This window comes from Neorhizobium alkalisoli, assembly GCF_007829835.1.
Lineage (GTDB): Bacteria > Pseudomonadota > Alphaproteobacteria > Rhizobiales > Rhizobiaceae > Neorhizobium.
Genome location: NZ_VIWP01000011.1, coordinates 57,125 through 77,956 on the forward strand (window position 1 = coordinate 57,125; position 20,832 = coordinate 77,956).

Below are 20,832 nucleotides of genomic sequence, written 5' to 3' on the forward strand. Positions count from 1 at the left end.
GATCCGTGAACGCAGGATGCAACGCGCGATGGTTCGGCTGAATACCCATGTTTGACATTGGACTGTTACGCTGAGCGGAATAGTCCGGTAGCGTCAGGATGACGGGCGGAACTTCGCATCCATCCCGTTGAGCCCTCGTCCAAGCAGAAGAGCGGGTTACGTCGTTCCCTTTGCCCGCAGCTCCTTTATCAAGTCGATAAACCGGCGCAGCTTCGCCGGGATGTTGCGTCTGCCGGGATAGTAGAGACACAGTCCCGGATATGGCGGGGTCCAATCTGAGAGGACCTGCTCCAGCCTTCCGGCGGCAACGTCGTCCCCGACCTGCCATTCGTTCAGATAGGCAAGTCCGGCTCCGTCGCAGGCAGCCCGGAGCATCAGGTCGCTATCGTCGAGCACGAGCTTGCCTGGAACGTCGAGCGCAAAGCTCTCGCCTCGCCGCTCGAACTCCCAGCGATAGATGGTCCCGCTCGCCATTCGGGCACGGATGCACATGTGGTCTTCGAGATCTGCCGGGACCTGCGGCTTTCCATGCCGGCGGAAGTAATCGGACGACCCAACTATGGCCGGTCGGATGCTGTCGCCAATCGGGACGACCACCATGTCGGGAGGAACGGCCTCTCGGATCCTGATGCCGGCGTCAAAGCCCTTGGCGTTGACGTCGACCAGCGCCCCTTCCGTGACGATCTCCACCGACATCTGCGGGTTCCGCCGCATGTAGTCCAAGATCAGCGGAGTGAGGATCATCCGGGTCGCGCCCACCGACGTGTTAATGCGCAAGGTTCCCGTAGCTTCTGCCCGGTGCTCGTCAACGTGTTCTACGGCACTGCGGATTGCCTCCAGCGCCGGACCGACGCTCGCGACGAACTGCTCCCCCGCGGCTGACAGCACTACGCTCCGGGTCGACCGGTTGAACAATCTGACGCCCATGCGCGTCTCCAGCGCAGCGATCTGCTGGCTGAGCGAGGACGACGACATCCCTAGCTCGCGAGCCGCGGCTCGGAAACCGCCCTGGGATGAAACAGCGAGAACCGCTTCGAGTTCTGCGAGCGAGCCACGCATCATTGTCCGTAATCTCCTATCAGCCTGAGCGCTTTTCACCAGCTTATCAGGACAGTGTCGAAGTGCCAGATATGACGGAACAGCCAAAAGGAGTTTGAGATGTTCAATATCGACAAGGCGTATATCGATGGAAGCTTCGTCACACCGAAGGGATTGGAGACCGCTGATCTCTACAATCCGTCGACAGAGGAAAAGATCGGCACGGTCAGACTTGGCGGCCTCGAAGATGCGCGTGAGGCTATCGCCGCCGCGAAACGCGCCTTCCCGGCGTTCTCACGAACAACAAAAGCCGAGCGTATCGAGACGCTTAAGGGTTTGAACGCAGCCGTCGCCGCGCGCGTCTCCGATCTGACAGAAGCAATGGCGCTTGAATACGGCGCTCCGCAAACCTTCACACGGTTCGCCATCCCGCATGCTGCTTCAAGCTTCCTGACGATGGCGGATGTCCTCAAGGACTATGATTTCGAGCAACAGATGGGCCGCGCCCGCGTCGTCATGCAGCCCTCCGGCGTCGCCGCTGCCATCACCCCGTGGAACAGCAATATCGGCTTCATCACCTCGAAGCTCGCAACCGCCATCGCCGCCGGCACGACCATCGTCATCAAGCCCAGCGAGATGAGCGCTATACAGACGCAGATCCTCACCGAGTGCCTTCATGAAGCGGGTTTGCCAAAGGGCGTGTTCAATATCGTCAACGGGCTCGGCAATGTCGTCGGCGCGGAACTCAGCCGGCATCCGGACATCGCGAAGGTGACCTTCACCGGATCTACGGCGGTCGGCAGAGAAATCCTGCGAAGTGGTGCCGACACCTTCAAGCGCGTGACGCTGGAGCTTGGCGGCAAGGGACCGAACATCATTCTCGACGATGCCGATCTGAACGCAACTATTCCCGCCGTACTGCGGATGGGGTTCATCAACAGCGGCCAGGCCTGCATCGCCGGCACCCGCATCCTGGCTCCCGCCCATCGGCTCGACGACGTTTTGACCAAGCTGAAGCAGGAGATCGAAACATTCAAGGTCGGCGCGCCAGACGATCCGGACGCGATGATTGGGCCGATGGTCAGCCGTAAGCAGTACGATCGGGTCCAGTCCTATATCGAGCTGGGAACGCAGGAGGGTGCAAGCCTCCTGACGGGTGGGCTCGGCCGGCCGGCCGGACTGGATCGCGGCTGGTTCACGAGGCCGACCATATTCACTAATGTCGACAACCAGATGCGCATCGCGCGCGAGGAGATATTCGGGCCGGTGCTGTCGGTTATCGCCTACAGCGACGACGCCGAAGCCGTGTCGATCGCCAACGACACTCCCTACGGACTGCAGGCCTATCTGCATGGCACCGACGCCTCCCGGATGCAGGCGCTTGCGGATCGGCTCGACAGCGGACGCGTCGTGATCAACGGTGCACCCCATGAACCTCTCGCTCCATTCGGCGGGTTCAAGCAGTCGGGCATCGGTCGCGAATACGGCGTGTTTGGCCTGGAGGCATTTCTGGAGCCAAAGGCTATCATTGCGTGATTATAGCCACGACGAGCGGAGCTTGAACTCCGCCCGTCATCCGCTCCCCAATCGGACCAGAATCTTACCGACAGCTTTCCCGCTCTCCTGCAATTCGTGTGCTTCGGCCACGGCGTCGAGGGCATATGTTTTGGCAATTCGTGGAGCATATGCCCCCGAGGCGCCGCAGGCCGAAACCTCATCGGCTGCCTGCCTCATCGCGGTTTCCGGCATGGAGTAGACGTAGACGAAACGGAACGAGAAGCCACCCAGCAGCGCCGGGAAAAAGGGGGTCGTCAGCATGGCCTGCGGCGTTTCCGTCGAATAGGCCGTGACGACGCCGTCGCGCGCCAGACAGGCGACTGCCACGTCAATGTTGGCGGAGATGTCCACATCGACAATTCGATCGACCCCGTGGCCACCGGTCGCCGATCGCACGGTTTGAGCGACATCCTCCTCGTGCCTGTTGACAACGAAGTCAGCCCCCGCCGCGCGCGCGACCTCAGCCTGCTCCTCGCGGCTCACCGTCGCCGCCACCCACGCTCCCGCCCATTTCGCAAGCAGGATTGCCGCATTGCCCACGGCGCCAGCTCCTCCCTGCACGAGAACCCGCTTGCCCCTCAGGTCCCCGTCGGCGAAGAGACACCGATGCGCGGTCATTGCCGGAACGCCGAGCGACGCCCCGACCTCGAAGGACACGCTGTCGGCCAGCGTAACCGCCTGCACGGAAGGCACGACGACGAATTCCGCTGCGGTACCGAACGCTTTGCCCCATTGCGCCATGTAGATCCAGACCCGCTCGCCGATGCGCGTCTCAGGCACACCGGGGCCGACCGCATCGATGACGCCCGCTCCGTCCTGATGCGGCACGATCCGCGGAAATGGCATCGCCTTGCCGCCAAATCCGGTCCTCGTCTTGATGTCGGAAGGATTGATGCCGGAGGCGACCACCCTTACCCGGACGTCTCCCGCGCCAGGCTGCGGATCGGGTATGTCTCCGACCGTCAGCACATCCCGCGCAGTCCCCTGTCGATCGTAAAAAGCAGCTCGCATCGTGCACCTCTAAAATAGTTGCCCCAACTAGGAGCGACGCATACAAACTTGCAAGTAGGCAACAGTTCTGCCTATAGGGATAGGAAGTACACTATTGGAGAACCCGTTGACTGCTGGCCAGAAATGCCCCGTTGAAACCACCGTCGATGTCACGGGTGGAAAATGGAAGCCGATGATCATCTACCGGCTGCTAGACGGTCCGCGCCGGTTTGGTGAGCTCCGCCGCCTGGTCGGAGATCCGAGCCAGCGTTCGCTGACGATGCAGCTCCGCGAACTCGAAGCCGACGGCATCGTCGACCGCGAAGTCTTCGCCGAAGTTCCTCCACGCGTAGAGTATTCGCTCACGCCTTTCGGGCAGACGCTCGCGCCCGTGCTGATCGCCATGCGCGACTGGGGCATAGCCTTCCAGAAGCGGCGTTCACAGTCCGAGGCTTGTTTGCGTTAAGTAGCGCGAGCGTTCGCGGAAAACCTCTCGACAAAGAAGTCGATCAGAACCCTGACTTTCCGGGACACGTGCGATCCCGGCGGCCGCACGATATAGACGCCGACTTCCGGCAGGCTATAGTCCGACATGATTGGCACAAGGGTTCCGGCTTCCAGGTAGCTTTGCGCGATGACGACAGGTAGTGCCGCGACGCCGAGCCCTGCTGCCGTGCCTTCGGCGATACCCGCAGCGCTGTCCGCCTTGAACCGTCCTTGGCCGTTGACGACAACTGCCTTGGTGCCGTCCGAGACCTTCCAGCTTTCCGTGCCCTGAAGGATCGCCTGATGTTCGAGAAGATCTGACGGCTTCTTCGGAATGCCGTGGACCCGCAGATATTCCGGGTTTGCAAAAAGGGCTGCCGCAAAGGCGCCGATCTTGCGCGCCGTGAGGTTCGAATCCTGCAGGTAGCCAACACGGATCCCGCAGTCGAAGCCTTCAGCGACGAGGTCCACGTATCGGTCGCTGTAATGCGCGTGAAGCTGCAGTAGCGGATGGCGGCGGGCGAGCTCGGCCAGTGCCGGCGCGAAGTGACCGGGACCGAACGATGAAGGAACCGCCACGCGCAGCCGTCCGCGCAGCTCTCCGGTTGGCAGCATCTCTTCGCGGGCCACGTCCATCTCCAGGCACATGCGCGCGGCGTGCTCCCGGAAGGAGACGCCCGCCTCTGTGAGCGACGCGCCTCTGGTCGTGCGCGCTAAAAGCTGGACGCCGAGCTCGCTTTCGAGGCGGACGAGCCGCCGGCTGACGATCGACTTCGGAAGCCCAAGACGTCGCGCTGCGACCGTGATCCCGCCGCCGTCCGCCACCTCGACGAAGGTCTGCATGTCCTCAAAGCTGATCATTCTTGCGTTCCATTTTTCGTTCTACAGAGTGGTCAACCATAGAGCTACCGTACCGTCGATCGCAACGCTAAATTCCAGTCATCGAGCGGATCACAACGAACTTCACCAACAGCCGCCGACATGAAAAAGGAACACGACAATGCATAAGGACGTATTCACCCCCGAGAACTCCGCCATGCTGCTGATCGACCATCAGATCGGGACGATGGCCTGGACACACTCGCACGACATCAATCTTGTCAAGCAGAACGCGCTGAAGCTCGCCCGTATCGCCAAGGCTGCAAACATCCCGACCATTCTGACCTCCAGCATGGAAGACCAGATCCAGGGGCCACTGCTGCCGGAGCTGGAAGCCATCCTGCCGGAAGCGTTCGAGGCCCGCGTCAAGCGTCCCGGCATCGTCAACGCCATGCACCATGACGGCTTCAACCAAGCCGTCAAGGCGACCGGGCGCAAGAAGCTGTTCGTCGCCGGCGTGACAACGGAAATCTGCGTGACCTTCCCGGTTCTGCAGATGCTCGACGAAGGCTACGAGGTTCAGGTCTCCGCCGACGCCTCCGCTTCCTACACCAAGTACGGCGACGACATCGCACTGCGCCGCATGGAGAAGGCCGGCGCGATCATCACCACCGTCGACCAGATCATCTCCGAACTCGCCGTCGACTGGACGAGTCCGCTCGGTCAGAAGCTGGTCGGCATCCTGAACTACCATTGAGCGCGCAAAAGGCGCGTTCGGCGCGGGCGGCAGAGCCCGCGCCCGGATCGAAGGAAGGCAATCATGACCATCACCAAGATTCATTCAGGCCGGATGCGCGGCGATTTCAGGCAGGGCTTCGGGGTCGAGATACTGTATCCTGGACTGGCGTTGACTTCCGACGATAGCGGCATCGGGCCGATTGGCAGGATCGACCGCGCCCAGGTGCAGCCGGGTCACCTCGTCGGTATGCACCCGCACAAGGACGACGAGATCCTGACCTATATCCGCGGCGGCGAGATGCTTCATCGAGATACGATGGGTAACGAGAAGAGACTCGACAAAACGCACTTCATGATGATGAACGCCGGCCATACTTTCCAGCATGAGGAACTGATGCTCGGCAAGGAGCCAGTGCGGGCACTCCAGATTTTCCTGCGCCCCAGCGCAGCCGACCTCGAGCCTATCGTACAGTTCCACGAATTTGTAGAAGAGACCAGCATCGATAACTGGCGGCTGATCGCCGGACCGAGGGCTGCCCCGCTGACGGTCAGATCCGACGTAGAGGTCTTCGACGCTCGCATCAGTGAAAATCTTCAGTTGCGGCTGCCGACCGCCGAATTCGCAAAGAATATGCTGCTTTACGTCTACAGCGGGAGGGTGGCCTTGGGAAACGAAGTCATTTCGGAGGGCGAAAGCATCCTTACGACCGAGGGTGATTGCCATCTTACCGCTTTGGCTGAAGCCGACGTCGTGCTGTTCTCGTTCGATCTTATGGCGGACGTCTATCGCGGCGGCATGTTCAGCGGGAACCAAAGGCGGCCCGCCTAGACCAAAAGCGCCTCGGTCACTGCTCACTGGCAGTCTTTGGCGTCGAACCCTCAACGAAGTTCGTGTGTGGGGCTTATCGAAGGCCTCGCACCAGCGGCTCGCGCCGCTCGGCATCCGTATCGAGAATTTCGCGCTACACACGCCTTGAAAGGATTAGAATTGTCGACCCCCTTGAAAAATTACTAAGGCGTTGGAAATAAAGATTTTCGTGTCGGAGCTTGCTTCTCGGCCGATCTTCTCAAAATTGAAGGTGTCGGCCGCTGGTGATACCGTACCGAACATTCACGAAGCGACATCGATCCGGTTGGTTGTCACATGTCCCGATACTACAACACTATAGGTTTCACTTGGGAGTATACCACTCCGCAGATTATCACCAGAACGCTCCCATGAATAGAAAGGTCCGTTCCTGATCTTTGCCCGGCCACGGTTTGACCAGATCCTGGCCTCGGATTTCGCTTGAGATCGAACGTCCGCGCTCGTTGAAGAAAGTGCGAGTGCATTCAGCATTTCGCCGATTATTTCGCCGGTTGCCGAAAAGTATGGGCGGCCAAGCTTTCTAGCTTTCTTGAGCGCTTGAAGGCAGCGCTCATCGATCTGCGACGATGGCTTTTCTGCCTTCGCAGCGATTGCCCAGGCCCAAAGGACATACGCATCGGAAACGTTGTCGAATGCCGACCACAGCCAAGGTGTGGCGAAGGCGTCGTCGAGGCGTTCCCCGGCGCGAACTGCAGAAAGGCCCACAGCGATCGCTGCCCAAGGATCTTTCTGCGGCTGGAACATCGTTTCCCGACCTCGGAAGCCCGAGACGGTCTCCATCCCACTGGGGTAGGATCCGAGGGTGCTTGCGAGAACGAGAGAGAGGCTGGGATCCACAGCACTCACCTGCAGAGTCAATTCTGGACCAAAGTCCGCTACTGCGGACCAAATCGTCGCCCGCAGACCGCTGCTGAAGAATGGTAGATAAATCTGCCAGACCCGTTCGGTTTCAACGCTGAGGCTAATACGGACCTTTTCCCCAACAGGAGCGATAGACTGATTGAATTCCAATGTCAGTTTCTGTGGATCCGAATGAACACGGACATCAGGTTTCCTTCTCAGAGCCCGCCATCCCCCACGTTTCCCAGGCGTCGTGTCGACAGACAAACCAACCGAGAATCTTTTTTTCGGGGTGCCGACCAATGCATCGTTTAGGGTTGCGGAGATTGGTAGCTGGAGGCGAAGGTTGTTGAACCGGGGCGAGATGACTGGAATAAGGTCCGGATCATCTGTCGTTACGCCACTCAAGGAGCCAAGTGCTCGGTAGGCAGTCGCTCGGCTGGGCCGAAGGTTCTGCGAGAGCAGCCCCTCGCCTCGCCTCCCATTTCCAACACGGACGCTCAGGTCATTGGGATCGCCGTCAAGGATCGCGAATTGTGCTGTCTCCGCTGTGCCGCGTGAGAGGTTTTCGGCGTAACAAACATAGCGTCCCGTCTCGAGTCTCGCTTCCGCCTCCCCATTTGCGTCGCTGAGGATCTCGGCCAACACACCTCGGTCCGGTGGACCCACGATTTGAAACCGATAAGGAACGGGACTTGAACCGATTAGCCGAACAACATGTGTTTCGCCTTGGGTCATTCGGTCAGCTCCACGATCTGCGCCGGCGGCGCGGCGATAAATGAAGCGGGCTGGTAAACAGGGTGAGGACCCGCAAACTGCGCCTGCGCCGTAAAGACAGCCTGATCGGGCTCCACGCGAAATCTCCAGGCAAGGTCATTACCAACCTTCGTGTACGTCCGGCCGTTGCCGTCGGAAGCGGTAACAGAAACGGCAACGGACATATGATTTTCCGTAGCTGTCCTGACCACCACCGGGATCATCGGTGCAGCGACGCGGAGGAGCTTAACTCTCCGATTGAATTGCGTGAGGGACTCTGTCTGCAAACCCGCATTGTTCAGCGCCGCATTTGCGATGTGATCCAGATTGAACAGGATCTGCAAGCCGGTCACCATCCAGCCCTCACCAGCAAAGAATTCCACACCAGCCCCACGCAACGCCTCGATCAGTGCTTGCGTGAAGAACGGAGGATTGCCATCGGTCGGCGCCCACGCGGTTCCTCCCAAGCGCGAACCTGCCAATGCAACAGAGCTTGTCCGCCGCCTGGCCAAGTCAGTTACGCTATACGTAATGAGAGGCTGGCTTTGCACACCATTGACCTGTTCCAGGATCTCGGGAACGACCTCTTGGCAAGCATCAAGGAACACCCAGCAGCCATCCGCCCCGAGGATTGGCAATGCTGTCGCAAGCTGGGTGACATTGATGGATTGGCTCCAGGGACGGTGCGCGGCGCTTTTGACATCCTCCAGCACGCCAACCGCAGTCGCATCGCTGTTGGCCACGCCATGCGAGGCCATATAAAAGAACATATGGTCACCGGGCCTGCAACGGCCTACCCATAAGTCACCGGCGGTCCTGTAATTGGCTTCGGTTGCTGGCGACACTAGATCGTCAGGCCGCGGATCATGTTGCAGGAGGCCTATGCCCAGCAAATCTTGCCCAGGCTGAGCGGTAGCATCGGACAGCAGAACTTCGACCGAACCCAGTGGCGCTACCAATGCGTCTGCTTGATCGATTAGAATGCGCGCAAGCGCCCTCGCGCCGGCGGTGGTGGCGACGGCATTTGCTGAGCCATCGGGGCGAAGGCTTGGAAACCTCCCACATCCTATAATGAAGACGTGGGTCTGTGGGTGATCGGCAGGTGGCCGCAAATAAACTGTTGTCACTTGAGCAACCCAGCTTCTTTAAGGCGAACGTTGAGACGCGTATAGAACATGGCGCTGAGGAAATACGCGCCATGGGCATCACGCACGCCAGCGACCGTATCGACCGAGAAATCCTTCGGGCCATCGAACACGGTTTCGGTGACGAACGACAGCACATCCATCTTATCAAAAGCGTTCCACCAGGCTTGCACGACCGCGGGCGACGGAACACGCTTGCCCGCAGCGGAGTAGTCGGTAGAGCTTGCCTTGTACAGTTTCATCTCTTCAAACAGTGCGATTTGTGAACCGACGGATAGGAAGAGATCGACCTTGAGATCGCGCCCAATGGCCCCCGACATCTCTGCGACTGCCTCTGGATCAGACAGAAGGTCGTAAAGAATGATGCCTCCCATGCTATGACCAATCAGCACAAGCGGTTCGCCCTGCTTGAGATCTTTTGCGGCCGCGATGATGTCGTTCGAGACGACCTCACGTATTTTTTGGCGCGGATCCGCCTCGCGCAGATATCGGAACACGTCGCCGATGAATATCGCAAGGCCTGGCGTGATTTTTTCGCGTCCCGCCCGGGCTATTGGACCATTGACCAGATTTGAGGCGCCGCCCTTGAGCTTCTCGGCGGCGGCCTTGACCTTGTCTAGTATCCCAAGGCCTTGGATGGCAGCGCCGGCTTCCGCTTCTTTTCTCAATCGCTCGTAGAATTCTGCATCGGTCGTGACCGTTGGCAGCCAAGCTGGATTAGGCTGTCCCGAAGCGTACCGGGCCGCCGCGGCCCAGAATTTTTCTTCGGCTTCGAGCTGATCGGCCTTCGCCTGGGCGAGCGCCACTACCGACAATGCGCCAACCACCGCCGGAAAGTCACTTTTTGCCGCCTCAACAATGGTCGTGTTACTTCCTGCTGAAGCCCCGATATTCAGGGGTTGATAGGTCGCGGTGAACTTTGGCACGGATGCCAGTTTCCATTGCGGATCTGCGCCGTATTCTCCCCAATATGGGTTTCGGATTTTGGCTCCCTCGGACTGGAAAGCGATTTGCTGAAACCTGCGATCGCGGGCAACGACATTATCGTCAAAGCCTTCATCACTCTTCCTGTTCGCAACACCGTGTACGAAGACTACCTGGACCATTATTGCCCCCAATCCTTTGACGATGATCCAACCTAAACCGGGCGACGTGTGGCTGACAAGCCACAGCACGTATAAGTTCAGTAAATCGGATTCCGAACCCCGCGATCATCTGGCAATCTCTCCTTGCGAGGGGGGATTCGCGATGAAAGCATCGACTTTATCACTGAACGAATACCAGGAATTGGCCGTTAAAACAGATCGAACGCGGATCAAGGGAGCCAATCTTAGCCTGCCGATACTGGGACTGTTCGGAGAGACCGGCAGCCTTCTAAGCGAGGTAAAAAAGAAGCAACGCGATTCCAAGGCCTACGATTCCTATGAAAGTGGCGTGATAGAAGAATTCGGAGATGCACTTTGGTATCTTGCAGTCATTGCGGCGCACGCAGACATTCGACTGGAAGACATCGCGGATGAATTTGGCACCGGATCCGGTGGGCCGCTTCTCTTCATAAACCTGCAACCCCAGAAAACTCTCCCTCTGGCCGCGCCGACAACTGAATTTGCACGCACTCTCCTAAAACTGGCGAATTCCGTCGGCAATCTCGCCAACGACAACGGAGAAGCGATATCGCATATTGATCCCACCGCCCTTGGCACCAGGCTAAGAGTCATTTTCCGCAATCTGGTGCATGCCGCCACAGAGGCGGGGGTCACCTTGGGAGAGGCGGCGGTCCACAACATTCAGAAGGCTCAAGATCGTTGGCCAACCGATCGCACGCCGCCGCCACTGTTCGACCTCGAGTTCCCGCCGGAAGAACAATTGCCTCGCAAGCTCGAAATTGAGATTTTCGAGCGCTTTTCAGGCACGAAGCAGTACGTTTATCAGCGCTGCAACGGCGTCAACATCGGTGATCGATTGACCGACAACAGTGTCGTGGAGGATTTCTATCGCTTTCATGACGCTTTCCACTATGCCTACGCAGCAGTCTTAGGCTGGTCTCCAGTCACGCGCGCATTGTTGAAGCTCAAAAGAAAGAGCAAAACAAAAGTTGATGACGGAGAAGATGGGGCCCGTGCGATCATCCTTGAAGAAGGCGTGGCCGCTTACGTCTTCGCAAGGGCCAAGGAGCATGACTTCTTTGAAGGACGTGATGAGGTCGATTTCAATCTGCTGAAGACTGTGAGAGGCTTCGTCCAGGGGTTTGAGGCGGAAAGATGCCCGCTGTGGCTATGGGAAGAAGCGATCCTGAAAGGTAACACAGCCTACCGATTCCTGCGTCAGCACCGACGCGGACGCCTCATCCTTGATCTGGACAAACGCGATATGATCGTGCAGGAGCTTGCGCCATGAAACCTGCTGCCTTTGTCGACGAACTTGCTTCGTACCACTTCGATAACGCGTTCAATCCGTACGCTGACGCGTGCCCGGATTTTGATGCCGATGATGCACCGGCCGTCCGCAGGAGGAACCTCGAGGCCGTATTGAATGCCGCGATCGAAAAAGGCGTACATTCTTTCTGGATCGCTCGGGACCTCGGATATCGGGGCGGGCGGCGCACAGGTCTTGCTTTAACCGACGAAGCGCACCTCGACTGGCATGCTCAACTTCTCGGAACAGAGCCGTTGAGAAGAGCCACGAAGGGACCACCTGTAGCGGAGCGCACCGCGACGGTAGTCTGGCAGATGCTGCGGTCGATCGAGCAGCCGATCTTCCTCTGGAACGTTTTCCCGTTTCATCCGCACGGACCTGGCGAACCGATGACAAACAGGTGCCATACCCGCAGTGAGCGAATGGCCTGCAAGCCGATCTTGCAGTCGCTCATTGCTACACTGAAGCCAAAACACCTGATCGCGATCGGGCGCGATGCTCAAGCAGCCCTGGCCGATCTCGGGCTCGAAGCGACGGCCGTTCGCCATCCGAGTTATGGCGGACAAAGCGACTTCATCGGCGGACTCGAAGAGTTTTACCACGTTCGCGCAAAACCCATTCGGGACGCTCAGCTCCATTTGCTCTAAGCCACCAGCCTTAGATTGCCGATCGCCATTGCCTCCTTCAACAATTCGTCGACGTCCTCGCGTCGATTGGACGGGCAATCAACATCTGCATGGGTGGATACGATGGTGAGGGATCCGACTTCGACACCCACCTCGTTGGCGACAAATTTCATCAGGCGTCCAAGGCCGATCAGATTCCCGAGAAGGCGCTGAATGTAGTAGTGATTGCGATAAACTGCGGTCAGCAGCAGTCTTCGGTCAGGTCCATCGGTCAGCTTGAAGCTTAGGAAGCTCAGGCACTGCCTGTTCATGAGGGGCCCGGCGTCCCGGATCGGATCGTAGACTGTGAGTTCGTAAACGTTACGAAAGCACCTTGCGCCGGCGACCTGATTTTTCATTTTGTCAACGATGTCACGGAGAGGATTGATGTCCTTTCCCTTTTTCTGAAGTGGAAACGATATCATCCTGTCGAAATATCGACCCCAGTCGCCCTTGGCGATGCGCGGCATTACCTTTTCTTTATAGACGTCATAGAAGGCGGGACTACCGTGCCTGCTGAAAAGAGACTGGGGGAAGATCGTGTTGGCCACCGTTTCCACGGGATACTTGCTGTGATCGCGGAGATGCCGGTCGACCAAGGCAATGACCTCTCGATCGTCATCGGTCATTGCCGTCGGATCTGCAACATCAATAATGACGTTCTGCGCCTCATGATGAGGCTCTTCGTTGACGGTGTTTGCGGCAAGTAGCCAAGCCGACGCGCAACTAGGCTGCTGTTTTATGGGCAGATACACTCAGATCCTCCTTCAGTACCGCAAGCCGGTGCAATCGGCGTGAAACATATTGTTCAGAAATCCAGGCATGACCGTCGATCCCCCAGGTGGGTCCCCAGGAATTGCGTATGAGGAGCCAATTCCCATCGGCGGTTTGTCCGGATGCAACGGCAACAACTGCATGACGCGCCACATCGGCTTCACCGTCGATCGCACGTACAACGCCTTGCTTGTCCGGGACAAAGAACTGCTCCCCGATCGTCAGAACGAGGACCGGTGGTGAGCCCATCGACAGATAGCCAACGATTTCAGCGAATGAGCCGTCCGCGCGTTCGGAAGCGCGGAAGTATTTCTGCGAAACGGACGGTGGTCCCCATTTGCTGATATCCGATGGCAGATCCGCAAGGTACGGCCAGCCGGCTTCGGCCGGTTGCCCATCCTCACGGACAGCTTCAAGAACGTGGAGCAGTGCTGAACCAGCCGTCGGCGGCAGTCCGGCTCGTCTCTGCGCTTGATAGAACGCGAACTCGGCGGAGAGCGGTTCCCATCCCTCACGATGAGCCGCGTGACAGTCGCTAACCGCAAACGCCAAACAGGTAGGTCGCAGACCTTGGTCGCGTACCTCTCCAAACAGATGACGGAGGTCATGCTTTATCACCGGCTGCGTCATGCCGCCTCCAAACGGAAACGGCGCTCGGCCCGCGAGAAGCCCTCGCTTTCCGGTCCATAGAGGTCGAGGTCAACCGCATATTGGTTGGCAATCGAATTTGGTTGCCATGGCCGCGCTTCACTTAGTCGCAACGCACCATTCTGTTGCCGCTTGGACTCCGCGACGATCCGCCTTGTCACCGGTCCGCCGGCTTGTTCACTTTCGTGGTATTGTTCGCGCGTATCTTCCCTCAGCGCAAATCCGTGTTCATCAAGCTCATCTAAGCGCCAGAGGTAACCGGCGCCGGCGTGCTCTTCCAAGCGTAGGATGAACAGGTCACCGGGGCCACCATGGATAAGTTCTCCCCTATCGGCCTCGGTTAGTTCCCAGACATCGCCGTAATAGTTGGTCGGCTCGACCGAACCGAGAATTGCTTTCTTGATTGTCTTCGGTTCGATCTCGCTGAGCGCTTTAGCCTGGGAGCGGGAGAGCATCTTGTATCGGGCAAGCGTCCAGCATGTTGCCGCATAACTTGTCCCAGCCCGCAGCGACAACTGATAGACGATCCGCGCGCTTGTAAAGTCAGCTGTTGTCCACCCCTGCCGTTTGCAGTGCCGAACGACTAGCCACTGCGGCAACAGGAATGAGGCAGCGAATGCGTCTGCTTCAACCTCCTGCAGGTTCGCGTTACGCGACGCCATGAACGGACTTCGGCGCAAGATGGACTCGTCATCGAGGCTGGGCTTGTGCCGCAAATAATAGTGGCCGAGTTCATGCGCGGCAGTAAAGCGTTGTACGCTTAGCGGACGCTTAGTCGTGACGAGAACGCCCGGTGAAGGCTCGTTCAGGAAGGCGCCAAGCAGGCCTTCGAGCGGTCGAAAAAGTAGGGGCACGTCCAGATGAGCGAGCACACCAAACACATCGATTTGGCCATGTGATCGATCGATGCGATCTCTGATGCTCAAATCTCCCTGCAGCCTCCCCGCAGCAACGATTGCCTTTTTGATGGCATCCTCGATCGCCGTCATCTTCACTCCTCCTTCATCGCTGATCGGCTTTTGAGAAAATCTGCGAACTGGCTGAGTTCCTGCAGATCGTTTTTCGAAAGCTCGGAAGCGGTGCGGGCAAGATGCTGGACTTCGGTTTGAACCGGTTCCTGCTCGACTTCACCGGTGAAATAGCTGACCGGCCTGCGATAGAGATCGGCAAGCTTACGCAGCTCGATTGCGTCAACCTTTCGTTGCCCGTTTTCGATATTGGACAGCGCACTTCGAGGGATGCCGAGATGGTTGGAAACCTCGTCTTGATTCAGGCCGAGATATTCCCTGCAACGGCGCAGCTTCTCTGCCATCGCCAGCCGCTCGGCATCATCGCCGCCCCCTGGCCGCGACGGCGAGTTCATGCCTTCACCTTCTTGGCATAGTGCTCGGCCCAGAGCTTTTCGAGGCGAGCGGTCACGTCGATGACTGCCTCTTCAATAGAATCGTATCCACCAGGTCTCAACGCTTCCTGGCCGACTTCGAAACCAACAACCGGGTCTAGCGAGCAGAGTATTTCAACAAGCGTGTGGGAATCGATGTGAAGCGTCTTGACGACAAGCTCCTTCTTCTCCGTCGGCAGAACAATACCCTGAATGTCAGACAGATCTTTGACCGAAGTGATGAGTTCGCCGGTCAAGACTTCCCGGACTTCATCGGCCGGATATTTCGGAATAGTGATTGTGGGCTCATCAAGTTCTATGGGCATCTGCAACTCCCTCCGCAGCGTTGAAACCGGAACATAACATGAATTGTCGGGAATTCAAACATTAATGTCCGAATTTCAGACACGCCCTTTTCAATGTTCCTTGGGATGATCGATCGCCGTGAGGATCTGCGAAACTGCGTCATCATGTGATGTGGCATTTTCGATAATGCACACCGGATAGGAAAGGCGTTCCTTCTCGGCCAAAGCGCGATAGGCTGCTCTGAGCTTCAGCCACTCGGACAGCTTGTCGTCACGTTCGATCGGAGCGTCGCGATCCAACAAGATCGCCAAAGCAGGCTTCCTAGCGCCCCAAAGGGTTTTCTCTGCCTCCACCAATCCGACAAGCGCATTCGGATTTGCTCCGCTCGCGCTGCCGTATACCAGTGTTGACCACCAGAACCGATCCAAGACGATGTTCGTCCCCATATCGAGCTTAGGACCGATTATGCGCTCGATCGCGTCAAGGTGGGCTGCAATATGCAGAGCCTGCTTTGAAAGACCCGACATTTCTGAGACGCCAAACTTCAAGGGATCATGATGGATTTCGTAGACGAGGTTCCCGAGGGTTCCCACTGCTTTACCGGGGAAGCTAAGGAATTCGTAGAGCTCGGGCCGCAGCTCCAGTTTTGCCTTTAGATTATCGATGGTCGTTGTCTTGCCTACGCCATCCGGCCCTTCGATGAATATGAGCTTGCCCGTCACTTTGCCCCTCTCGACACAACCCTTGAGAGACAATAGGCATTCAAACCGCCACTTTAAAGGTCAAAATAGCATTTTGTGTAAAAGAACCTTTCTGACCGTCAATCCTGCTCAGCACTCCTGAAGCTGAAGCAAAATTTTTCGGTTAAGACCGACTATTGAACGGCCGGGTAGAGACGTGGAAGCCATCGTTCGATTATTTCGACCGGGAAACCGAGACGGACTTTTCCCTTTGAGCTGGGCGAAGTGAGTACACCGCGGTCCAGCAGACCGGATAGGACGGTGCGGGCTTGCCGTTCTTGATATCCTGTCAGAGATTGTACCTGCGAGCGCGCGAATTCACCTGCAAGAATAGCTTCACGCAACAGCGGCCAGCTGCCTTTTGAAAGCCGCTGCATTTGAACTTCTTCGGCGCACCACACTTCGACGCGATTCAACAGCTCCTCTGGCTTGAGAATACTTTCCATGAATGTGACTTGGTCCAGACAGCAGGTCAGAAAGAAGGCGGTGAATTCGGCCAGACCAGCTTGAGTTAGGTTGCCCCGTCCATCGAGATCTCCGCGGCGGGGCTGATCAGCTTGGGCAAGCAACCGCTTGTAGTCGGAGACATTTCTGGCAAGCCCTCGTGACACAGACCACAGTTCTGAACCGATCCCGAGATCTCGAAGAAGCGCATGAGAAAATAGCCGTGAGACACGCCCATTGCCGTCAAAGAATGGGTGGATCCACGCGAGGCGGTGATGAGATGCGCCAACCCCGATGATCTTCTGCAACTTGGAAAGCATCTTGAATGAATAGGCCTCGACAAACCTCCCGATCAGCGGCCTGATCATGTCAGGCTCCGGCGCAATGTGTTCGCCGACCTTCACATGCCGTGTTCTCAGCTGCCCGGGAACCATTTTTATTTCTTCGCCCGTGTCTGGATTGCGGACGGTGAGTAGCTCATCGGGTAGCCGCCGGCAGAATTCTCCGTGTATCCAGCAGATGCCGTCGAGCGACAGAACAGGAAAAGGCATTTCGCTGCTATCGATCAGCTGTTGCACTTCAATATGGGCACGCGCCTCAAGCTGAAGGTTCCGTTTTTCTGGTTCTTGCGCATACTCTCCTGCCATTGCGCGGTCGATGTCGATAGGAAGCGTGTTGTGTCCCTCGATGAGATTCGAGTAATAGCAGTTCATCGAACGCACGAGGTCTCCGACCGACGCCCGCATAATCGGGTGCAGTCGTGCCGCGAACCGATTGGCCGCCGAGGTAAGTTCGATGGCGACGTCTTCCAACTCTTTGTTGCTGTCGGGAAGCAGTGGTTCCATGCTCGCCAAGGTGACCATATTTTGCCGCTTTTAATGCCGTTAGATTTCTCTTTGAGAACATAGCGATAGGTTGCATCTCAAGCAATCATATTGCCGGTATTTTTGCCGGTCTATGACAAACCAGAGAACGTTGACCGACTATCAGGCCAGCGACATCCCGCGAACGATATCAGGTCTCTATCTGCTTGTCACAATACACCCCACGCCCGAAACCTCCCCCTCCCCGTCATCTCGCGGAGGCCGAGTTCCAAAACGATCCGCCGCGCCGCCTGCGGCGTGACCTCGAGCGTCTTCGCAACCATCCCGGCCGACACCAATGGTTTGGCCATTACCAGCTCGACCAGTTCCGGCAGCTTCGAAGACGTCCGACGTCCGTCCAACTTCCGGTCCATCAGGGTGCGGGCCAGCGTCAGCCGGTCATGTTCCTTCATGCCGATCTCGGCGGCCGCCAAAAGCCCGTGGGCGATGGCGAGCAGCCGGGTTTCGCGGTCGCGATGCCGGCGGCGATCGACGGGAATGGTTTTGAGGCCGAGATTGATGGCGGTGAGATGGGAGCCTGACGTGATGCCAGCCTCGCGCAGGATGGACGCAGCAAGCAGCCGGCCAAGCCAGGGCGCGTGCTGCAGCACGGACAGCTCGTTCCAGGAATCGACGGCGACAATCGCCTGCAGCACCACTGGCAGGTGTTCGGTCTGCCGCAACACAGCACGCCATTCGTCGAGCCGGGCATCCTCGTCCCAGTCGAGATCATAGACAAGCGGGTCTCGTTCACGGGTGTCGGCGCGTCCTGGCCGCTTCGCTTGCTCGATCGCCGCCTCCGAACGGGCCAGCAAAGCGTCTATTGCGGCATAGTCGACGCCGGCGATACTATCCGTGTCATCATCATCCCCCTCCCCTTCCGGATCGACCGCCACCGCGACGACAGGTCGAATGACGCCGACTGTCTCCACCTCGGCCGCGCCGACCGGAGTGATCTCTGACGTCTGTCGCAAACTCCGGATACCCTCGGCCGACAGTGCCCAATCCCGCGACTGCGCGGCAATGCGCCGGCGGGTCCTCAGCACGTCGCGGGCGATGGTGAGTTCATGGGTGGGGGTGCGGGTATCGCGCAAAGCGTCGTGGAGGACGAGGTCTTCGATATGGACGAGTTCGCCGTCGATCCAGAGGGAGGCACAGGCGTCGGCGAAATTTTGCCGCTTGAGGAAGCCCGCGCCGACCCGCGAGCGGGCGACGCGCTCGTCGAGACGGGTCAAGGCAAGGCCGGCCTCAAAAGCCGGCCGCATCAGGGTGTTGATGCTGATTTTCGAAACATCGTAAGCCATTGAATTTATGGTAAATGATTTCTTACAAGAACTCTATTTAAATATTATAGTTCCTCACATGGTATGATGTTCGGTTGGCAGTATAACCATCGATAGGTACCTCTTATCGATGGTAGATTGACAGAGGCCGCGAATTCACCGAATCTGGGCCAAATCCCGCTCCGCAAAGGCCGCTTCCATGGAAGATTTCGTCCGTTTCGCATTGGAGAAGCTCCTCAATGTCGCCCATGAAGACAGTGGCCAAGGGCGCCGTGTTGCGAACTTCATTCTCGCCTGGTGGAATGCCGACGTCCATGGTGGCTTCAACCTGACCGATCTTGCCGATCTCGATCCCCATGTCTGCGAGGACATGGGGACGATTTTCACCTGGTTGGCCCGGCATGACACTTTGATATACCCGGACGACTACAAGCAGGAAATCGTCCAGATCATAGCGCGCTGGCGGCCACAGGCCGAGACAGCCTGATGGTTTCCGCCAAAAAAGCGGCCAAACTCTCCGGTGTGGAACGGCGCGCCGTCGAGCTCGACACGATCGCATCCGTGCTGCCGATCGACCGACGAGATGAACTCGCTGAGCTGCTGACCGACGCCGATATCGAAACGCTGCGCCATCTCGTCAACGAGGGCATGGGCGCCAACACGCTGCGGGCCCTTACCTCCGATCTTGCCTATCTCGAAGCCTGGGCACTGGCGGTGACGAGAAGATCACTGCCCTGGCCGGCGCCCGAGGCCCTGCTTTTGAAATTTGTCGCGCAGCATCTGTGGGATCCGGAAAAGCGCGCCAACGATCCCGATCACGGCATGCCGGCTGACGTCACCGACAATCTACGCGCCCAAGGTTTTCTGAAATCCACTGGTCCACACGCGCCGGCGACGGTGCGTCGGCGGCTGGCGAACTGGTCGACGCTGACGAAATGGCGCGGCCTCGATGGCGCCTTCGCCTCCCCTCCCCTCAAATCCGCCATTCGTCTCGCCGTGCGCGCGGTCCCGCGGACCCGGAAGCGGAAGAGCGCCAAGGCCGTGACTGGCGATATTTTGGCAAAGCTGCTGGCAACCTGCTCGACCGACAGCCTGCGCGATACTAGGGATCGTGCCATCCTGATGGTCGCGTTTGGCTCGGGCGGCCGCCGGCGCAGTGAGATTGCCGGGCTTCGGATTGAGCAACTGAGCATCGAGGCGCCGATCGAGGTTGCTGGTAGCCCTCCCCTCCCCTCTCTCGCGATTCATCTCGGCCGGACGAAAACGACCAGTGGCGAGCAGGATGATGTCGTCTATCTGACCGGCCGGCCGGTCGACGCACTCAATGCCTGGATCGCTGCAGCCAAGATCGACGGCGGTAGCGTGTTTCGGGGGATCGGGCGCTGGGGTACGGTTTCGAAGCGGGCGCTCGATCCGCAGTCGGTGAACGCAATCGTCAAGCAGCGGGCGGAGATGGCGGGGTTGGAGGCTGGGGAGTTTTCGGCGCATGGACTGAGATCCGGCTATCTCACGGAAGCCGCAATCCGGAACGTCCCACTGCTGGAGGCGATGGACCAATCCCGCCACAGGTCCGTTCAGCAAGCATCCAGCTATTATAACAGCGCTACCCGGCGCAGCGGGCGGGCGGCGCGGCTCCTGTAATGGAACTATGTGTTTGATAATCCTGCGTTATCGGACATTATGTCCATTATAGATGAAATGGGTCAAATCATCGAGCAAAACACCTAAAATCACGTCGAGGAGACCTCAGCGCCGTCTCTCAGCACGGCGGCTGGGGGTGATGTTTAAGCGCCGGAGGTGTCGGGCCCTAGCTTCCTCCCCTCTCTCGCCGGCGGCGACGAGACATCGGTCATGCTTCAGCGGAGACGACCCGCAGAAATCAGCGGCGGCGGGATCGTTTTCGCGTCAATCTGACCAAAGCCGTTGGTCTATAGCGCCCCTTAACGTCGCCTCAGTGGCAATCAACAAGCGGTTCTATTCGGCTCTTTCATCGCTGGCCCCCTGCGAAGCGTCCCGATATCGCTCACAATTGTCACGGCGCAGCGTGGATGACGCATCGTTGTGCCCTATGAGATT

Annotated in this window: 22 protein-coding genes; 8 read left to right on the forward strand and 14 right to left on the reverse strand. The window is 58.3% G+C overall.

What is annotated here, in order from left to right; all coding sequences use genetic code 11:
• Positions 1-156: 156 nt before the first annotated feature.
• Complete coding sequence (locus FHW37_RS27805) at positions 157-1,059, reverse strand: LysR family transcriptional regulator (protein WP_113237257.1); 903 nt, start codon at positions 1,057-1,059, stop codon at positions 157-159.
• A 99-nt stretch (positions 1,060-1,158) separates the two neighbouring features.
• Between FHW37_RS27805 and FHW37_RS27810 the strand changes: the two genes are divergently transcribed.
• Positions 1,159-2,574 carry an aldehyde dehydrogenase family protein gene (locus tag FHW37_RS27810; RefSeq protein ID WP_145642378.1) on the forward strand — a complete coding sequence of 472 codons (1,416 nt, stop codon included), beginning with the start codon at positions 1,159-1,161 and terminating at the stop codon, positions 2,572-2,574.
• A 36-nt stretch (positions 2,575-2,610) separates the two neighbouring features.
• Here FHW37_RS27810 and FHW37_RS27815 read toward each other — a convergent pair whose 3' ends face one another.
• Complete coding sequence (locus FHW37_RS27815) at positions 2,611-3,606, reverse strand: NADPH:quinone reductase (RefSeq protein ID WP_145642381.1); 996 nt, start codon at positions 3,604-3,606, stop codon at positions 2,611-2,613.
• Positions 3,607-3,712: 106 nt separating this feature from the next.
• Between FHW37_RS27815 and FHW37_RS27820 the strand changes: the two genes are divergently transcribed.
• Entirely contained in the window at positions 3,713-4,051 is a 339-nt protein-coding gene (locus FHW37_RS27820; protein ID WP_145642383.1) for a winged helix-turn-helix transcriptional regulator, read from the forward strand.
• On the opposite strand, the gene FHW37_RS27825 is transcribed toward FHW37_RS27820, so the two are convergent.
• Complete coding sequence (locus tag FHW37_RS27825; protein WP_145642386.1) at positions 4,048-4,932, reverse strand: LysR family transcriptional regulator; 885 nt, start codon at positions 4,930-4,932, stop codon at positions 4,048-4,050. The two genes, FHW37_RS27820 and FHW37_RS27825, sit on opposite strands and share 4 nt — an antisense overlap.
• A 139-nt stretch (positions 4,933-5,071) precedes the next feature.
• Between FHW37_RS27825 and FHW37_RS27830 the strand changes: the two genes are divergently transcribed.
• On the forward strand, positions 5,072-5,647 hold the full coding sequence (locus tag FHW37_RS27830; RefSeq protein WP_145642388.1) for an isochorismatase family protein: 576 nt from the start codon (positions 5,072-5,074) through the stop codon (positions 5,645-5,647).
• A 63-nt stretch (positions 5,648-5,710) separates the two neighbouring features.
• Positions 5,711-6,457, forward strand: coding sequence for a pirin family protein (locus tag FHW37_RS27835; protein ID WP_145642390.1), 747 nt, complete (start codon positions 5,711-5,713; stop codon positions 6,455-6,457).
• Positions 6,458-6,739: 282 nt separating this feature from the next.
• On the opposite strand, the gene FHW37_RS27840 is transcribed toward FHW37_RS27835, so the two are convergent.
• The 3 genes from FHW37_RS27840 to FHW37_RS27850 all read right to left on the reverse strand — a co-directional run bounded on the left by FHW37_RS27840 (position 6,740) and on the right by FHW37_RS27850 (position 10,343).
• Positions 6,740-7,507, reverse strand: coding sequence for a hypothetical protein (locus FHW37_RS27840; protein ID WP_145642392.1), 768 nt, complete (start codon positions 7,505-7,507; stop codon positions 6,740-6,742).
• Between the two features lie 563 nt (positions 7,508-8,070).
• A complete protein-coding gene (locus FHW37_RS27845) occupies positions 8,071-9,219 on the reverse strand; it encodes a caspase family protein (protein ID WP_145642394.1) in 1,149 nt (382 codons plus the stop codon).
• The gene (locus FHW37_RS27850; protein ID WP_145642396.1) at positions 9,216-10,343 is read right to left on the reverse strand and encodes a hypothetical protein; all 1,128 of its coding nucleotides are present in this window, start codon (positions 10,341-10,343) and stop codon (positions 9,216-9,218) included. The genes FHW37_RS27845 and FHW37_RS27850 overlap by 4 nt, the downstream gene beginning before the upstream one ends.
• 142 nt (positions 10,344-10,485) lie before the next feature.
• Between FHW37_RS27850 and FHW37_RS27855 the strand changes: the two genes are divergently transcribed.
• Both FHW37_RS27855 and FHW37_RS27860 read left to right on the forward strand, forming a co-directional pair.
• Positions 10,486-11,634, forward strand: a complete 1,149-nt coding sequence (locus FHW37_RS27855) for a nucleoside triphosphate pyrophosphohydrolase family protein (protein WP_145642398.1) — start codon at positions 10,486-10,488, stop codon at positions 11,632-11,634.
• A complete protein-coding gene (locus FHW37_RS27860) occupies positions 11,631-12,299 on the forward strand; it encodes a uracil-DNA glycosylase (RefSeq protein WP_145642399.1) in 669 nt (222 codons plus the stop codon). Before FHW37_RS27855 ends, FHW37_RS27860 begins: the two co-directional genes overlap by 4 nt.
• Here the strand turns inward: FHW37_RS27860 and FHW37_RS27865 are convergent.
• The 8 genes from FHW37_RS27865 to FHW37_RS27900 form a co-directional block, all read right to left on the reverse strand.
• Positions 12,296-13,072 (reverse strand): hypothetical protein, encoded by a 777-nt coding sequence (locus tag FHW37_RS27865; protein ID WP_210249333.1) that lies wholly within the window; start codon positions 13,070-13,072, stop codon positions 12,296-12,298. The genes FHW37_RS27860 and FHW37_RS27865 overlap by 4 nt on opposite strands.
• Positions 13,044-13,721 carry a C1 family peptidase gene (locus FHW37_RS27870; RefSeq protein WP_145642401.1) on the reverse strand — a complete coding sequence of 226 codons (678 nt, stop codon included), beginning with the start codon at positions 13,719-13,721 and terminating at the stop codon, positions 13,044-13,046. Before FHW37_RS27870 ends, FHW37_RS27865 begins: the two co-directional genes overlap by 29 nt.
• Entirely contained in the window at positions 13,718-14,728 is a 1,011-nt protein-coding gene (locus tag FHW37_RS27875) for a protease inhibitor I42 family protein (RefSeq protein ID WP_145642403.1), read from the reverse strand. The genes FHW37_RS27870 and FHW37_RS27875 overlap by 4 nt, the downstream gene beginning before the upstream one ends.
• A gap of 2 nt (positions 14,729-14,730) precedes the next feature.
• Complete coding sequence (locus tag FHW37_RS27880) at positions 14,731-15,102, reverse strand: helix-turn-helix domain-containing protein (RefSeq protein WP_145642405.1); 372 nt, start codon at positions 15,100-15,102, stop codon at positions 14,731-14,733.
• Positions 15,099-15,446 (reverse strand): hypothetical protein, encoded by a 348-nt coding sequence (locus FHW37_RS27885; RefSeq protein WP_145642407.1) that lies wholly within the window; start codon positions 15,444-15,446, stop codon positions 15,099-15,101. The genes FHW37_RS27880 and FHW37_RS27885 overlap by 4 nt, the downstream gene beginning before the upstream one ends.
• A 90-nt stretch (positions 15,447-15,536) precedes the next feature.
• On the reverse strand, positions 15,537-16,148 hold the full coding sequence (locus FHW37_RS27890) for a dTMP kinase (protein ID WP_186458439.1): 612 nt from the start codon (positions 16,146-16,148) through the stop codon (positions 15,537-15,539).
• Between the two features lie 152 nt (positions 16,149-16,300).
• Positions 16,301-17,455: a Fic family protein gene (locus FHW37_RS27895; RefSeq protein WP_246690954.1), complete on the reverse strand. Its 1,155-nt coding sequence runs from the start codon at positions 17,453-17,455 to the stop codon at positions 16,301-16,303.
• Between the two features lie 188 nt (positions 17,456-17,643).
• Positions 17,644-18,786 carry an RHE_PE00001 family protein gene (locus tag FHW37_RS27900; protein ID WP_281407286.1) on the reverse strand — a complete coding sequence of 381 codons (1,143 nt, stop codon included), beginning with the start codon at positions 18,784-18,786 and terminating at the stop codon, positions 17,644-17,646.
• Between the two features lie 169 nt (positions 18,787-18,955).
• On the opposite strand from FHW37_RS27900, the gene FHW37_RS27905 reads away from it, so the two are divergent.
• Together FHW37_RS27905 and FHW37_RS27910 are read left to right on the forward strand one after the other, a co-directional pair.
• The gene (locus FHW37_RS27905) at positions 18,956-19,243 is read left to right on the forward strand and encodes a DUF7673 family protein (RefSeq protein ID WP_145642415.1); all 288 of its coding nucleotides are present in this window, start codon (positions 18,956-18,958) and stop codon (positions 19,241-19,243) included.
• Positions 19,243-20,397: a site-specific integrase gene (locus tag FHW37_RS27910; RefSeq protein WP_145642417.1), complete on the forward strand. Its 1,155-nt coding sequence runs from the start codon at positions 19,243-19,245 to the stop codon at positions 20,395-20,397. Before FHW37_RS27905 ends, FHW37_RS27910 begins: the two co-directional genes overlap by 1 nt.
• Positions 20,398-20,832 lie beyond the last annotated feature (435 nt).

Coding starts and splice junctions, on each gene's coding strand:
- FHW37_RS27910 (WP_145642417.1), top strand. CDS start 19,243: ATGGTTTCCGCCAAAAAAGCGGCCAAACTCTCCGGTGTGGAACGGCGC.
- FHW37_RS27880 (WP_145642405.1), bottom strand. CDS start 15,102: ATGAACTCGCCGTCGCGGCCAGGGGGCGGCGATGATGCCGAGCGGCTG.
- FHW37_RS27825 (WP_145642386.1), bottom strand. CDS start 4,932: ATGATCAGCTTTGAGGACATGCAGACCTTCGTCGAGGTGGCGGACGGC.
- FHW37_RS27850 (WP_145642396.1), bottom strand. CDS start 10,343: ATGGTCCAGGTAGTCTTCGTACACGGTGTTGCGAACAGGAAGAGTGAT.
- FHW37_RS27860 (WP_145642399.1), top strand. CDS start 11,631: ATGAAACCTGCTGCCTTTGTCGACGAACTTGCTTCGTACCACTTCGAT.
- FHW37_RS27815 (WP_145642381.1), bottom strand. CDS start 3,606: ATGCGAGCTGCTTTTTACGATCGACAGGGGACTGCGCGGGATGTGCTG.
- FHW37_RS27835 (WP_145642390.1), top strand. CDS start 5,711: ATGACCATCACCAAGATTCATTCAGGCCGGATGCGCGGCGATTTCAGG.
- FHW37_RS27870 (WP_145642401.1), bottom strand. CDS start 13,721: ATGACGCAGCCGGTGATAAAGCATGACCTCCGTCATCTGTTTGGAGAG.
- FHW37_RS27855 (WP_145642398.1), top strand. CDS start 10,486: ATGAAAGCATCGACTTTATCACTGAACGAATACCAGGAATTGGCCGTT.
- FHW37_RS27905 (WP_145642415.1), top strand. CDS start 18,956: ATGGAAGATTTCGTCCGTTTCGCATTGGAGAAGCTCCTCAATGTCGCC.
- FHW37_RS27830 (WP_145642388.1), top strand. CDS start 5,072: ATGCATAAGGACGTATTCACCCCCGAGAACTCCGCCATGCTGCTGATC.
- FHW37_RS27805 (WP_113237257.1), bottom strand. CDS start 1,059: ATGCGTGGCTCGCTCGCAGAACTCGAAGCGGTTCTCGCTGTTTCATCC.
- FHW37_RS27810 (WP_145642378.1), top strand. CDS start 1,159: ATGTTCAATATCGACAAGGCGTATATCGATGGAAGCTTCGTCACACCG.
- FHW37_RS27895 (WP_246690954.1), bottom strand. CDS start 17,455: ATGGAACCACTGCTTCCCGACAGCAACAAAGAGTTGGAAGACGTCGCC.
- FHW37_RS27875 (WP_145642403.1), bottom strand. CDS start 14,728: ATGACGGCGATCGAGGATGCCATCAAAAAGGCAATCGTTGCTGCGGGG.
- FHW37_RS27885 (WP_145642407.1), bottom strand. CDS start 15,446: ATGCCCATAGAACTTGATGAGCCCACAATCACTATTCCGAAATATCCG.